Annotated in this window: 10 protein-coding genes and 2 pseudogenes; 7 read left to right on the top strand and 5 right to left on the bottom strand. The window is 68.4% G+C overall.

The genetic code is table 11. From position 1 onward, the window contains the following. Positions 1-90: 90 nt before the first annotated feature. Complete coding sequence (locus AC1VVG_RS14170; RefSeq protein WP_049029828.1) at positions 91-1,008, top strand: LysR substrate-binding domain-containing protein; 918 nt, start codon at positions 91-93, stop codon at positions 1,006-1,008. 9 nt (positions 1,009-1,017) lie between these two features. On the opposite strand, the pseudogene AC1VVG_RS14175 reads toward AC1VVG_RS14170, so the two are convergent. Continuing rightward, positions 1,018-1,373: pseudogene (locus AC1VVG_RS14175) on the bottom strand (MAPEG family protein). Between the two features lie 445 nt (positions 1,374-1,818). Between AC1VVG_RS14175 and AC1VVG_RS14180 the strand changes: the two are divergent. Further along, on the top strand, positions 1,819-4,926 hold the full coding sequence (locus AC1VVG_RS14180) for a transglycosylase domain-containing protein (protein ID WP_482835781.1): 3,108 nt from the start codon (positions 1,819-1,821) through the stop codon (positions 4,924-4,926). Between the two features lie 304 nt (positions 4,927-5,230). Further along, positions 5,231-5,476: a DUF1272 domain-containing protein gene (locus AC1VVG_RS14185; RefSeq protein ID WP_034189046.1), complete on the top strand. Its 246-nt coding sequence runs from the start codon at positions 5,231-5,233 to the stop codon at positions 5,474-5,476. A 27-nt stretch (positions 5,477-5,503) separates the two neighbouring features. Here the strand turns inward: AC1VVG_RS14185 and AC1VVG_RS14190 are convergent, their stop codons facing one another. After that, the gene (locus AC1VVG_RS14190; protein ID WP_482835904.1) at positions 5,504-6,208 is read right to left on the bottom strand and encodes a FadR/GntR family transcriptional regulator; all 705 of its coding nucleotides are present in this window, start codon (positions 6,206-6,208) and stop codon (positions 5,504-5,506) included. A 134-nt stretch (positions 6,209-6,342) separates the two neighbouring features. Here AC1VVG_RS14190 and dgoD point away from each other — a divergent pair, with 134 nt between their 5' ends. Continuing rightward, the gene (gene dgoD / locus AC1VVG_RS14195) at positions 6,343-7,491 is read left to right on the top strand and encodes a galactonate dehydratase (RefSeq protein ID WP_034189044.1); all 1,149 of its coding nucleotides are present in this window, start codon (positions 6,343-6,345) and stop codon (positions 7,489-7,491) included. 123 nt (positions 7,492-7,614) lie between these two features. Here the strand turns inward: dgoD and AC1VVG_RS14200 are convergent, their stop codons facing one another. Beyond that, positions 7,615-8,547, bottom strand: a complete 933-nt coding sequence (locus AC1VVG_RS14200) for a CopD family protein (protein WP_034189043.1) — start codon at positions 8,545-8,547, stop codon at positions 7,615-7,617. Positions 8,548-8,922: 375 nt separating this feature from the next. On the opposite strand from AC1VVG_RS14200, the gene AC1VVG_RS14205 reads away from it, so the two are divergent. From AC1VVG_RS14205 to AC1VVG_RS14215, 3 genes and pseudogenes are all read left to right on the top strand, one after another. Beyond that, positions 8,923-9,687, top strand: a complete 765-nt coding sequence (locus AC1VVG_RS14205; protein ID WP_034189042.1) for a c-type cytochrome — start codon at positions 8,923-8,925, stop codon at positions 9,685-9,687. Between the two features lie 19 nt (positions 9,688-9,706). Next, a pseudogene (locus AC1VVG_RS14210) lies at positions 9,707-10,999 on the top strand (c-type cytochrome); the annotation flags it as partial. Between the two features lie 73 nt (positions 11,000-11,072). Continuing rightward, positions 11,073-12,524 carry a DEAD/DEAH box helicase gene (locus AC1VVG_RS14215; RefSeq protein WP_069706278.1) on the top strand — a complete coding sequence of 484 codons (1,452 nt, stop codon included), beginning with the start codon at positions 11,073-11,075 and terminating at the stop codon, positions 12,522-12,524. Here the strand turns inward: AC1VVG_RS14215 and AC1VVG_RS14220 are convergent. After that, positions 12,518-13,024 carry a hypothetical protein gene (locus AC1VVG_RS14220; RefSeq protein WP_034189039.1) on the bottom strand — a complete coding sequence of 169 codons (507 nt, stop codon included), beginning with the start codon at positions 13,022-13,024 and terminating at the stop codon, positions 12,518-12,520. The genes AC1VVG_RS14215 and AC1VVG_RS14220 overlap by 7 nt on opposite strands. A gap of 70 nt (positions 13,025-13,094) precedes the next feature. Then, positions 13,095-13,922, bottom strand: a complete 828-nt coding sequence (locus AC1VVG_RS14225) for a ferritin-like domain-containing protein (protein ID WP_034189104.1) — start codon at positions 13,920-13,922, stop codon at positions 13,095-13,097. Positions 13,923-14,214: the final 292 nt, after the last annotated feature.

Here is a 14,214-nt window from a genome sequence, read left to right on the forward strand (position 1 = left end):
TCGTGATAACGCACGGTTATCGCGTGCTTTCCCCGCCGCGACGCGGTGTAGGATACGAACGTCGCCACTGCCGCCGCGCCCCGCCTCGCCGTGAAACACCACCAGCTCCGGGCGCTTGCCGCCATCGCCGAACACGGCAGCCTGCGCGCGGCCGCGCGCGCGATCCATCTGTCTCAGCCCGCGCTGACGAAGGCGATTCGCGAACTCGAACTCGATCTCGGCGTGCCGCTCGTCACGCGCAATGCGCGCGGCGCGCAGCTCACGCGTTTCGGGCAGGCCGTCTACGCACGCGCGCGGCTGATCCTCGCGGAGATGCAGCACGCGCGCGACGACGTGATCCAGCTGTCGGGCGGCAAGGAAGGCGCGCTCGCATGCGCGCTGACGCCGCTGGTGTCGCTCGGCTTCCTGCCGGCCGCGCTCGACGCCTTTCGCCAGCGGATGCCGACGATCCGCCTCGACGTGCGGGAAGGGTTTCTCGACACCGCGCTGCCGCGGCTGCGCGACGGCTCGCTCGACTTCGTGATCGCGATCGTCGATGCGGCACGGCTGTCGCCGGAATTCACGTTCCGGCCGCTGCTCGAATCGGAACTGATCCTGATGACGCGCGCGAGCAATCCGCTGCGTCACTGCACGTCGCTCGCGCAGTTGCAGGACGCGCAATGGATCCTCAACACGTCGCCGGAAAGCATCGGCCGGCTGCTGCAGGACGTGTTCGTCGCGCACGGCTATCCGGCGCCGCGGCCGATCGTCGAATGCACGTCGTTCAGCGCGGCGTTTTCGCTGTCCGTCCACACCGACACCGTGTCGTGCGTGCCGAAGCGCTTCATGGAAGTCGACTGGATCCGCGAGCGGATGGTCGCGATCGACGTGGCGGAAACGATTCCGTCCGTGTCGGTCGGCGTGCTCACGCGCCGCGATGCGCTGAACACGCTGGCCTGCGACTACCTGATCCACTGCTTCGTCGAAGCCGTGCGCCGGCACGATCGCGCGGCGCTGCTGTGGCGTTAGCGGCGCCGCTCAGGCGAACAGCGCGATGCACGGCGCGGCTCCGCACGGATAGGTGCCGAGCGCGCCGGTGAACCGCACGGGATTCGGGTCGGCCATCGTCGGCCAGACGAGCAATAAGACGACCAGCAGGCAGCGGCACACGGTTGCCGCGACGATCAGCGCGAGGATCATGCGCGCCGACATGGAGAAACAGCACGGCGAGAAACGGCGCATATTCGGCTGTCTTGCCATGCGCGCGCGACCTTGTGGAGCCCGTTCGTCGGGTCGGGCGCATACCCGGCTCCGATGGTGTGCCGAAAGCGCGTGACGGACACGACGAGCCCGAGCCCGCCGAACGGCAGCAGCCCGAGGATGGCCGCGCACACGGGCGGACAGGATGGATCGTCATGGGACGCCGGGCGTAAGCGGAAATGCGCCGTACCTCCGGCGATCGTACTCGCCGCCGGCGCGCGCGGCTATCGCGGAAACCCGTAGCGTCGCCGGGCGACGGCGCGCGTTCCACGCGCGGGTTCCGGCCCGAATTGCAGCGGCACCGCGACGCACGAAATCCGTGCATCGTCCGGCGGCCCGGCCACGCGGGCCTGCCCGCCGCCGCTTCCTGCCGCGCGGGCTGCGCCGCGCGCCACGCGCAAACGTTACGCCGCGACGGCGCGCACCATCGCGGCGCGGCGCCCGTTGCCGCGCCTCACGGGCACGCGCGTTGCATCGGCGCATCTCGGTAGTCGACGCCCTTGGCAGCCCGCTGCGGAGGACTACACTAATCCTTAATGGGGTGCGGCCGGACAACCGCGCCCTCAGGGAGACGCCGCCATGAATCGGCCGCTGAATCGTATCCTGCCGCGCGTGACCGGTCCCGCATCGGTCTGGACGTGGGTCAAGTGGTCTTTGCTCGCCGCACTGCTGATCGCGGTGGCGATCGTTGCGCGGCTCGTGCAGACCGAGATCGAAACGTCCCGGATGCAGGCGCATTACCTGTCCGAACTCACCCGCGACGTCGGCTACACGATCGAAACGGGCCCGAGCGATCACATCCGCTTCCCCGCGAACGGCCCCTACGACCAGCGCCTCGGCTACGCGCTGCTTCCGGCATTCCAGCAGCGGCTGCTCGCGCGCGGTTTCGTCGTCGGCAAGCAGGCGCGCGATTCGCAGCGGATGCTGTCGCTCGGCGATCGCGGGTTGTTCCTCCCTTACGAAGAGAAGGACCAGGCCGGCCTGATACTGTTCGATTCGACCGGCGCACCGCTGTTCGCGACCGTGTTCCCGCAGCGCGTGTACGCCGACTTCGACACGGTGCCGCGTGTGGTCGTCGATTCGCTGCTGTTCATCGAGGATCGCTATCTGCTCGACGCGAACGAGCCGAACCGCAACCCGGCGATCGACTGGGGTCGCTTCAGCCGCGCGCTCGCCGACCAGGCGCTGCACGTCGTCAACCGTCACCAGGCGCGCCCGGGCGGCAGCACGCTCGCGACGCAGATCGAGAAGTTCCGCCATTCGCCCGAAGGCCGCACCGCGACGCCGCCCGAAAAGCTGCGGCAGATCGCGTCCGCGTCGGTGCGCGCGTACCTGAACGGCCCGCAGACGATGCTCGCGCGCCGCACGATCGTCGTGCGCTACCTGAACTCGGTGCCGCTCGCCGCCCGGCCGCATGTCGGCGAAATCACCGGCATCGGCGACGGTCTCGCCGCGTGGTACGGCCGCGACTTCAACGACGTGAACCGGATCCTGTCCGCGCCGACGACCGGCGACAACATCGACGAACAGGGCAAGACGTTCCGCGAGGTGCTGTCGCTGATCATCGCGCAGCGCGCGCCGTCGTATTTCCTCAACCGCGGTTATCCGGCGCTGCAGAAGCTGACCGACAGCTATCTGCGGCTGCTGTCGAACGGCGGCGTGATTTCTCCCGCGCTGCGCGATGCCGCGCTCGCCGCGCAGATCGAGCGCAGCGCGCCGCCCGCCGCCGCGCACGTGCAGTCGTTCGTGTCGCGCAAGGCCGTGACGTCCGCGCGCGCATCGCTGCTGTCGGCGCTCGGCATCAGCGACCTGTACCAGCTCGACCAGCTCGACCTGCAGGCGACCAGCACGCTCGACAACGGCGTGCAGCAGGCCGTCGCCGAACGGCTCGCGCAGGCGTCGACGCGCGACGGCGCGCAGGCCGCCGGCCTGTACGGTTTCGAGATGCTCGCGCCGAAGGACGACCCATCGCACCTCACGTACAGCTTCACGCTGTACGAACACCGCAACGGCGCGAACCTGCTGCGCGTGCAGACCGACAGCGTGAACCAGCCGTTCGACGTGAATCGCGGCGGCCGTATCAACCTCGGCTCGACCGCGAAGCTGCGCACGCTGATCACGTACCTGCAGATCGTGTCCGACCTGCATGCGCGTTACGCGAGCCTGTCGAACGCCGAGCTCGCGCGCGTGAAGCCCGACCCGATCGACCAGTTGTCGCGCTGGGCGCTCGACTACCTGTCGCATACGCGCGACCGCTCGCTGCAGGCGATGCTCGACGCGGCCGTCGAACGCAAGTACTCGGCGAGCCCCGACGTTTTCTACACGGGCGGCGGCGCGCAGGTGTTCTCGAACTTCGAAAAGTCGGACAACGGCCGCATCCTGACGCTGCACGCGGCGTTCGAGCACTCGGTCAACCTCGTGTTCGTGCGGCTGATGCGCGACATCGTCCACTACGAGATGCTGCAGGCGGCCGGCCCCTCGTCGTCGTGGCTCGGCGATCCCGACCAGCGCCGGCGTTACCTGCAGCAGTTCGTCGACGGCGAAAGCCAGGTCTACGTGAGGCGCTATTACACGCGCTACGCGGGCAAGGCACCCGACGATGCGCTCGCGCTGCTGCTGCGCGACGTGCGCAAGTCGCCGCCGAAGATCGCGACCGTGCTGCGCAGCGTCGCGCCGAACGAATCGCTCGCCTGGTTCGATGCGCAGATGCGCGCGCAGCTGAAGGGCACGCCGGCCGCGACGCTGTCCGACGACGATCTTGCCGCGCTCTACGCGAAGTACGCGATCGGTCGCTTCAACCTCAACGACCGCGGTTATATCGCAAGCGTGCATCCGCTCGCGCTGTGGACGCTCAACTACCTGCGCGCGCACCCGACGGCGTCGCTCGCCGAGGTCCAGCGCGACAGCCGCGATGCGCGTTTCTACACGTACTCGTGGCTGTACAAGACGCGCTACCACGCGACGCAGGACCGGCGCATCCGCCGCATGGTCGAGCTGCGCGCGTACGCGGAGATCACGAAGTCGTGGCGCGCCCTCGGCTACCCGTTCGCGGAAGTCACGCCGTCCTATGCGGCGGCGATCGGCGCGTCGGGCGACCAGCCCGACGCACTCGCGAAACTGATCGGCCTGATCGCGAACGGCGGCCAGAAGGCGCCGACCGAGACGATCACGCGGCTCGACTTCGCGAAGGGCACGCCGTACGAAACGCGCTTCGTGCGCGCGGCCGCGCAACCGCAGCCGATGCTGCCGCCGGAGGTCGTCAACGTGGCGCACACGCTGCTGCGCGACGTCGTGCTGAACGGCACCGCGCGCCGCCTCGCGGGCGGCCTCACGCTACCCGACGGCAAGACGCTCCCGGTGTACGGCAAGACGGGGACGGGCGACCAGCGCTTCAACGTCTACGCGCGCGGCGCGCGGCTGATCGAGTCGCGCAAGGTCAACCGCAGCGGCACGTTCGTGTTCGTGATCGGCGACCGGTTCTTCGGGGTCCTGACGGCAACCGCGCACGAACCCTACGCGGCCCGCTACGACTTCACGAGCGCGATGGCCGTGCAGTTGCTGAAGTCGATGGCGCCGGCGCTCGCGCCGCTGATCGAGCGCCCGGCCGGCACCGGCACGCGGACGGCCGGCCCGGCGCCGCAAGCGGAAACGCCCGCGCCGGACGCCGCGTCGGCGCAACCGTCCTGATTCCCGATGACTGCACGACCGGTCGCGCCGCCGCGCGCCGCTCGGCGCGGGCGGCCATCGTCGTGCCCGGCGGGCGGCGCGTCGAGGTAGACATTCTCGAGACGGCAGACGTTGGCCGCCGCCGTACGACGGCGGTTTCCGCGATCCAGCACGTCCGTCTCCCGGAGCGGCGCGCGCCTCGCACGGCATCCGGGCGAACACCGTTGGCCAGGCCGATCCAAACGCGTACAGTAGCGTTCGCATGTGCCGCCCGCGACGTCGGGCGGCACGCGTCCCGCCCCTCGTCGACCCAGGAAAAACCATCATGCTCGAACTGCGTCCCGGCTGCGAATGCTGCGACAAGGACCTGCCGCCCGATTCGGCGGAGGCGCGCATCTGTACGTTCGAATGTACGTTCTGCGCGACCTGCGCCGACGACGTGCTGAAGGGTCGCTGCCCGAACTGCGGCGGCGACCTGGTCGCGCGCCCGCGCCGGCCGGCGAGCCTGCTCGCGAAATACCCGGCGTCGACGGAACGCGTCGTCAAGCCGGGCGGCTGCGCGAACGCCTGACGGCGCCGCGCCGCCCGCCTCTTTCCGTCACGACATCTCGATCCGCGCGCGCGTCACCGCGAGCAGCGACGCCATCGCGCGGCGCGCACCGTCCTCGTCGCGCGCGCGGATCGCGTCGCTGACGGCCAGGTGCTCGGCGAGCGACGCGTTGTAGACGTCGGCCCGGCGCGCATTCAGGTGCAGTTGCGCCTCGAGCGTGCGGTCGATCAGCGTGCCGAGCGGCACCAGCAGTTCGTTGCCGCCGGCCTCGAGCACGCTCAGGTGAAAGCGCAGGTCGGCGCGCACCCATTCGTCGACGGTGCGTGCGGCGGCCATCGCGCACGCCGCGCCGTCGATCGCGGCGAACGCTTCCGGCGTATGCGCGCGCGCGGCCAGCGCGGCCGCGTACGGCTCGATCATCTCGCGCATCTCCTGCAGCTTCAGCGCGAAGGCGAGCGGCGGCGCGACGCGCGCATACCAGTCGAGCAGGTCGGCATCGAGCAGGTTCCACGCACGGCGCGGCCGCACGCGCGTGCCGACCTTCGGCCGCGACTCGACGAGCCCCTTCGACGTCAGCGTGCGCAACGCCTCGCGCATCACCGTGCGGCTCACGCCGTACCTCTCCATCAGGTCGGGCTCCCTCGGCAGCAGCGATTCGGGCGGATGGTCGCCGCGCAGGATCGCCGTCGCCAGCTGGAAGGCCGTCTGTCCATGCAGGTCGCGTTGAATGGTCGTTCTCCGTTGATCCGGCAGGCCGGCTGCCCACTATCTGCACAATAATGCTATTAATACTATTTTTTATCGGGCTACGCTAGGATAACCGCGAAAGCACGCGACCGTGCGCCGCGCCCGAGCGGCCGCGCCGGTCAACCATGGAGACTCGCGTCATGAAAATCACCCGCCTCGAAACCTTTGTCGTCCCGCCGCGCTGGCTGTTCCTCAAGATCGAAACCGACGAGGGCATCGTCGGCTGGGGCGAGCCGGTCGTCGAAGGCCGCGCGCACACGGTCGAGGCCGCCGTGCAGGAGCTGGCCGACTACCTCGTCGGCCGCGACCCGCTGCTGATCGAAGACCACTGGCAGGTGATGTACCGCGCGGGCTTCTACCGCGGCGGCCCGATCACGATGAGCGCGATCGCCGGCGTCGACCAGGCGCTGTGGGACATCAAGGGCAAGCATCACGGCGTGCCGGTGCACGCGCTGCTGGGCGGCCAGGTGCGCGATCGCATCAAGGTGTATTCGTGGATCGGCGGCGACCGGCCGAGCGACGTCGCGAACAATGCGCGCGCGGTCGTCGAGCGCGGCTTCAAGGCCGTCAAGATGAACGGTTCCGAGGAACTGCAGATCGTCGATACCTACGACAAGGTCGAGCAGGTGATCGCGAACGTCTCGGCCGTGCGCGACGCGGTCGGCCCGCACGTCGGGATCGGCGTCGACTTCCACGGCCGCGTGCACAAGCCGATGGCGAAGGTGCTCGCGAAGGAGCTCGACCCGTACAAGCTGATGTTCATCGAGGAGCCGGTGCTGTCGGAGAACGCCGAGGCACTGCGCGACATCGTCAACCAGACCAACACGCCGATCGCGCTCGGCGAACGGCTGTACTCGCGCTGGGACTTCAAGCACATCCTCGCGGGCGGCTACGTGGACATCATCCAGCCCGACGCATCGCACGCGGGCGGCATCACCGAGTGCCGCAAGATCGCGACGCTCGCGGAAAGCTACGACGTCGCGCTCGCGCTGCACTGCCCGCTCGGCCCGATCGCGCTCGCCGCGTGCCTGCAGCTCGACGCGGTCAGCTACAACGCATTCATCCAGGAACAAAGCCTCGGCATCCACTACAACCAGGGCAACGACCTGCTCGACTACCTGCGCAACCCCGAGGTGTTCCGCTACGAGGACGGCTTCGTCGCGATCCCGCAGGGCCCGGGGCTCGGCATCGACGTGAACGAGGAGAAGGTGCGCGAGATGGCGAAGACCGGCCACCGCTGGCGCAATCCGGTATGGCGCCATGCGGACGGCAGTGTCGCCGAGTGGTAAGCGCGACGCGCATCGCGCGCGGCCGAGGCCCGCGCGGTACGCCCCGATGTCGGCACGGCCGCCCGACAGGCGGCCGTGCCTGCATGCGCGGCACCGTTGCGTGGCGCCGCGCGCAACGGGCCGTCAGCCGAGCGCCGCGAAGCCCGGCACGCTGAACGACAGCACGGCTGCCGCGACGAACACGCCGATCATCGTCATCCCCTCGAGATGCAGGATATTGCGGAACGTGTGCGCGTCCTCGGTCGACGCGGTGCGGCGCAGGCGCGGCAGCGCCGAGAAGCGGTTCAGGCCGCCGAGCACGAGCGCGAGCGCGACGAGCAGCAGCTTCAGCAACAGCACGCGCCCCCACGTGCTGCCGTCGAGCGGCGCGAGCGAGCCGCCGAGCCCGCGGATCGCGTTGAGCGCGCCCGTGCCGAGCACGAACACGACCGCGGCGATCGACGTGCGCGACAGGTGCTGGCCGATGCGGATCAGCGCGCCGCGCGCGACCGACGAGCCGAGTGCCGGCAGCACCGCGAGCCCGCCCGCGAGCACGAGGCCGCCCCACACCGCCGTCGCGAGCAGGTGCAGCGTCTGTACGCCGACCGCCGCGGACAGTGCGCCCGTATCGGCCGCATGGCCGAGGGAAGCCTTGCCGGCCGCGATCACGATCACCGCGAACCACAGCACCGCGTGTGCGACGGGGCCGTCCGGCTTCGCGAGCGCGACGATCGCGAGCACCAGGGCGCCGGCGAACGCGACGCTCCACGCAAAGCCCGTATGCGTCTGCATCAGCATGACCGGGATCGCGGCGAACGCGCCGCCAAGCCCCGCGCCGCTCATCGTCGCGGCCTCGTAGACGAGCCAGCCGAGATCCGCGAGCACCAGCGCCAGCGCCGCCGCGACCAGCGAATGTTGCGCGCGCAGCCACGCCGGATGCGACGGCGAGATGACCGGCCGTGCGCCGTCCTTGCCGAGCCACGCCTTGAGCAGCGCCGAGCCGACCGCCATCGCGAACGCGGCGTCCATCAGCGCCGCGAGCGCGACCTGACCGATCCACAAGCTGTCGAACTTCATCGCGCGCACCCTCCCGAAAGCGACGGGCCGGCGAGGCGGCAACGGGACGGACGGCGTGAGGAAGGCAACGGCACGGTAGAAAACGTCATTGATGAATCCGGAAACGGGAGAAATGACTGGACCAGCGGCGGAGGCGGCGCCGCGCGACCCGCGAGTGTACGGTCTTCGATGGGGAAAACGCACGCCGGTTCACACAGCGGCGTCGCAATACGCGTCAAATTGTCGCAAGTCGCAAACAGACAGGAACCGATGTCCTTTTGCCAAATAGCCGTCATTACCCATCGATGATAGAATGCCGCGTCGCAGCAGCCCGGCTGTCCTGCCGTCCATGCGCCGAGCCGATCGTAGCCCGGACAAGGTCCCCGACGAATAATCATGGAGTCTCGTGTGTCTTCAAGACGCCTCTTCCGTCCGCTGCTCGCCGTTCTGATGATCGGCGGCGCGGGCCTTATGAGCGCTGCCCAAGCGCAGACCAAGCCCACGGAGCAAGCGCACGCCCAGCAGGCGCCGCTCAAGGCACCCGATACCATGGCCGAGCGTGTGCGCGGCTGTACTGCATGCCACGGCGTCCACGGCCAGGGCACCGACAACGACTATTTCCCGCGTCTTGCCGGCAAGCCGGCCGAGTACCTGTACAACCAGCTCGTCAACTTCCGTGACGGCCGGCGCAAGTACCCGCCGATGAACTACCTGCTGACGTACCTGAACGACGACTACCTGCGCGAAATCGCCGAGCACTTCTCGGCCGAACGTCCGCCGTATCCGACGCCGGCGAAGCCGACGCTGCCGGCTGCGACGCTCGCACGCGGCAAGCAGCTCGTCACGCAGGGCGATCCGTCCCGCAAGCTGCCGGCCTGCGTGGCCTGCCACGGCGCAGGGCTGACCGGCATGCAGCCGGCGATCCCGGGCCTCGTCGGCCTGCACGCCGATTACCTGAGCGCGCAGCTCGGCGCCTGGCGCTCGGGCAACCGTCACGCGAAGGCACCGGATTGCATGCACGACATCGCGTCGAAGCTTTCCGACGAAGACGTGACGGCCGTGACCGCATGGCTCGCCGCGCAACCGGCGCCCGCCAACCCCGTGCCGGCCCCGGCGCGTTCGATGAAGACTCCGCTCGCCTGCGGCAGCGAACCGCAATAAGGCAAGGGAGACAGACACAATGAAACGCAAGTCCCTGTTTGCACTCTCGGCCGCCGCGATCGTCGCGGCCGCCGCCCTCGTGCCGGTCCTGTGGCCGGGCAACGACACGCTGCACGGCGCTTCCGCCGTCGCGGCCACGCCGGCCGACCAGGCCGCGCTGATCAAGAAGGGCGAATACCTCGCGCGCGTCGGCGACTGTATCGCGTGCCACACCGTGCGCGGCGGCAAGTCGTTCGCGGGCGGCCTGCCGATGGCGACGCCGTTCGGCACCATGTACACGCCGAACATCACGCCGGACGACCAGAACGGTATCGGCAAGTGGACGTCGGACGACTTCTACCGCGCGATGCACACGGGTCGCTCGAAGGACGGCAGCCTGCTCTACCCGGGCTTCCCGTTCGCGAGCTACACGAAGGTCACGCGCGCGGATTCGGACGCGATCTACGCGTACCTGCGCTCGGTCGCGCCGGTGTCGGTGCCGAGCCGTCCGCACGAACTGAAGTTCCCGTTCAACAACCGCAACCTGCTGATCGGCTGGCGCACGCTGTTCTTCAAGGAAGGCGAATACAAGCCGGATCCGACGAAGTCGGTCGAATGGAACCGCGGCGCGTACCTCGTCGAAGGCCTCGGCCACTGCTCGATGTGCCACACGTCGATCAACATGATGGGCGGCCCGGTGAGTTCGTCGGCGTTCGCCGGCGGCCTGATCCCGCTGCAGAACTGGTATGCGCCGTCGCTGACGAACGACAAGGAACTCGGCCTCGGCGACTGGCACGTGCAGGAGCTGTCCGACCTGCTGCAGGCCGGCGTGTCGCAGAAGGGCGCGGTGTTCGGCCCGATGGCGGACGTGGTCCACAACAGCCTGCAGTACATGACCGACGAAGATACGCGCGCGATGTCGACGTACCTGAAGTCGATCCCGCAGAAGGCTGAAGCGCCGAAGAACATGCAGTACGAGCCGTCGAAGCAATTCGGCAACGCGCTGTTCGACCAGGGCAAGAAGATCTACGCAGACAACTGCGCGACCTGCCACGCCGAAACCGGCGCGGGCAAGCCGCCTGCTTATCCGCCGCTCGCGGGCAACCACTCGATCATGATGGAATCGGCGGTCAACCCGATCCGCATGGTGCTGAATGGCGGCTATCCGCCGAGCACGTTCAAGAACCCGCGTCCGTACGGCATGCCGCCGTTCGCGCAGTCGCTGTCGAACCAGGAAGTCGCAGCTGTAGTAACGTACATCCGGATGTCGTGGGGCAACAACGGTACGCCGATCTCGCCGCAACAGGTGAGTGACCTGCGTTCCGCGCCCCTTTGCTTTTTGCGACGCCAGTCCCCGCGCGGGCCGCGCGAGGTGTCGCCGATCATAAAACTCAAGAGTGGTATCTATGTCTTTCGAATCTCTCGGCTTGGCCGAACCGCTGGTCAAGGCGGTCAACGAGCTCGGCTACACATCGCCTACCCCGATCCAGCAGCAGGCGATCCCTGCCGTCCTCGGCGGCGGCGACCTGCTCGCCGGCGCGCAAACGGGCACCGGCAAGACCGCCGGCTTCACGCTGCCGATCCTGCAACGCCTGCATACGTTCTACGCGGACAATCGCGGGGCGAAGCGCGCGGTGCGCGCGCTGATCCTCACGCCGACGCGCGAACTCGCCGCGCAGGTCGAGGAAAGCGTCCGTGCGTACAGCAAGTACCTGAAGCTGCGCTCGACCGTGATGTTCGGCGGCGTCAGCATCAATCCGCAGATCGATGCGCTCAAGCGCGGCGTCGACATCGTCGTCGCGACGCCGGGCCGCCTGCTCGACCACATGCAGCAGAAGACCATCGACCTGTCGGATCTCGACATCCTCGTGCTCGACGAAGCCGACCGGATGCTCGACATGGGCTTCATCCACGACATCAAGCGCGTGCTCGCGAAGCTGCCGCCGGAGCGCCAGAACCTGCTGTTCTCCGCTACCTTCTCCGACGAAATCAAGGCGCTCGCGGACAACCTGCTCGATTCGCCCGCGCTGATCGAGGTCGCACGCCGCAACACGACGGCCGAAAGCGTCGCGCAGAAGATCCACCCGGTCGACCGCGATCGCAAGCGCGAGCTGCTCACGCACCTGATCCGCGAACACAACTGGTTCCAGGTACTCGTGTTCACGCGCACCAAGCACGGCGCGAACCGGCTCGCCGAGCAGTTGACGAAGGACGGCATCAGCGCGATGGCGATCCACGGCAACAAGAGCCAGTCGGCCCGCACGCGCGCGCTGGCCGAGTTCAAGAACAGCACGCTGCAGGTGCTCGTCGCGACCGATATCGCCGCGCGCGGGATCGACATCGACCAGTTGCCGCACGTCGTCAACTTCGACCTGCCGAACGTGCCCGAGGATTACGTGCACCGGATCGGCCGCACGGGCCGCGCGGGCGCGACCGGCGAAGCCGTGTCGCTCGTGTGCGTCGACGAGAAGCAGTTGCTGCGCGACATCGAGCGGCTGATCAAGCGCGAGATTCCGCAGGAAGTGATCGCGGGCTTCGAACCCGATCCGAACGCGAAGCCGGAGCCGATCCAGCAGCGTCGCGGGCAACAGCCGCGCGGTGGTGGTAATGGCGGCGGCGGTGGCGGCGGCAATCGCCAGCCGCGGGCGGGCGGCTCAGGCCAGCCGGCCGCGAAACGCGACGGCAACGCGCAACCGAAAGCCTCGCAGCAGAAGGCCGCGAAGCCGCGCACGCAAGGCGCCGCCGGCGGTACCGGCGGACGTCCGGCGGGCGGCGGCAACAGCGCCCGCCCGGCGAACGGCAACGCCGCGCACCCGAACCGCAATCGTTCGTCGCGCAGCGGCCAGCGCGGTCACTGAAGCCGCGCGGCTGCGCGCCGCAGGTGCTCGACCTGGCGTTGCCAGCGTGCGAGCACCGCGGCGCGCTCTCCTTCCAGCGTGAACGTGACACCCGTCGCGAGTCGCGCATAGCCGACCCGCTGCGCATCGCCCCGCGCGATCGTCGCGGCGAATCCGGCGAGGCCGCCGAAGTCTCCTTCGAGCGGCGTCATCTTCAATTGCGCCTGAAAGAACGCTCCGTCCGCGACGAGCGTCAACGCGGCCGTGCGCCGCTGCGCGATCGCGCGCGCGGCCCGCGACTGCGGCCAAAGCGCGATCAGCAGCGTACGCGCATCGTGCGCATAGATCTCGCCGACGCCGAGCAGCGTCGTGCGCAACTGGCCGTCGTCGGTCGCGACGATCAGCGACGCGGCGAGGTCGGCATGACGCTCGAGCGCGGTGCCGTCGAACAGCGCCACGATGGCGGACGGCCACGCATCGAACGTCCATTGTTCGAGTGCGTGGCGAGGGGTATCGGTCATGATGGCGTGGCCCTGGAGCGGATCGGACGAGGAGGCGCCAGCGTACGCGCGACGGGCCGTACCGCGTCGATCAACGCAGGAAAACGTGCCGCGTGATCTTCGTGAGCGGATAGTGGACGCCCGGCTGGATCTTCGCGGGCAGGTCGAGCGGCTTGAGCAGCATCTTCACGCACATGTCGGCCGACAGGTTGCGACGCACGAGCGAATTGATGCGCGCGGCACGCTCGCGGTTGTACTGATTGTCGCCGACGCGATCGGGATAGCGGATCGCGAACACGTGGCGCAGCGCGATCTCGGAATCCTCGTTCTTGATTTCCATCACGCGGCGCGCCAGCGCGCCGAGCACGGCGAGCCGGCCGTTGCCCTCGACCTGGTTGTACTTCTTGAAGAACTTGAAGAAGTGCTTGTAGTGACGCACTTCGTCGGTGCGGATGTTGTCGGTGATTTCCTTCAGCACCGGCTCGTCCGAGCACTCGTTGATCGCGCGATACAGCGTGGCGGTACCCGTCTCGACGACGCAGCGCGCGACCATCTCGAGCGCGCGGGTCTTCTCGAACGCCTCGACCGAGCAGGTCTTCGAATACTCGGCGAAGAAATTCGCGAACGCGGTATCCCAGTCGAACTCGGGCCACACGTGCGCGATGTACGCCTTCAGCGCGCGGCCGTGCTGCAATTCTTCGTGCTCCCATGCATTGTTGAGCCATGCGGAGACTTCCGGATCGTCATTGAAGAAGGTGCTCAGATTGCTCGTGTAGAGATCCGAGCCGCTTTCGATGAACGACGACGCGCACAGCAGCAGCAGCAGATCCTCGTTCGCGGCGGCACGCTGACGATCGATCCGGTTCAGGTCGATGTCCTCGATACGCCACGGCATGACATGCGTCGTTTTCGTGTCCATGGTGGTGCGCTCCCAGTCGTCGCGCGGGGGCCGGCCCATGCCTTCGGCACAGGCGCCCGCCTTCCCGCAGGCGGCGTTTTACGTCGTTTATAGTGAATTGGTCCGGCCGAACCATGCTGGCATCTTAGCCGGACTTTGCGGTTCGTGCTCCAGAGCACTGACCATACCCGACAGGCGCAGTTCCGCGACGTCCGTTGCCGTTCGTTAGATGAGTCCTTCAAACCGCTTGCGCCCGGTCGACGGTACGGGGCCGCGCCAAACGAAACGGGCGGCCGTTCGGCCGCCCGTCGAG

The sequence above is a fragment of the Burkholderia sp. L-4 genome (genome assembly GCF_056856535.1).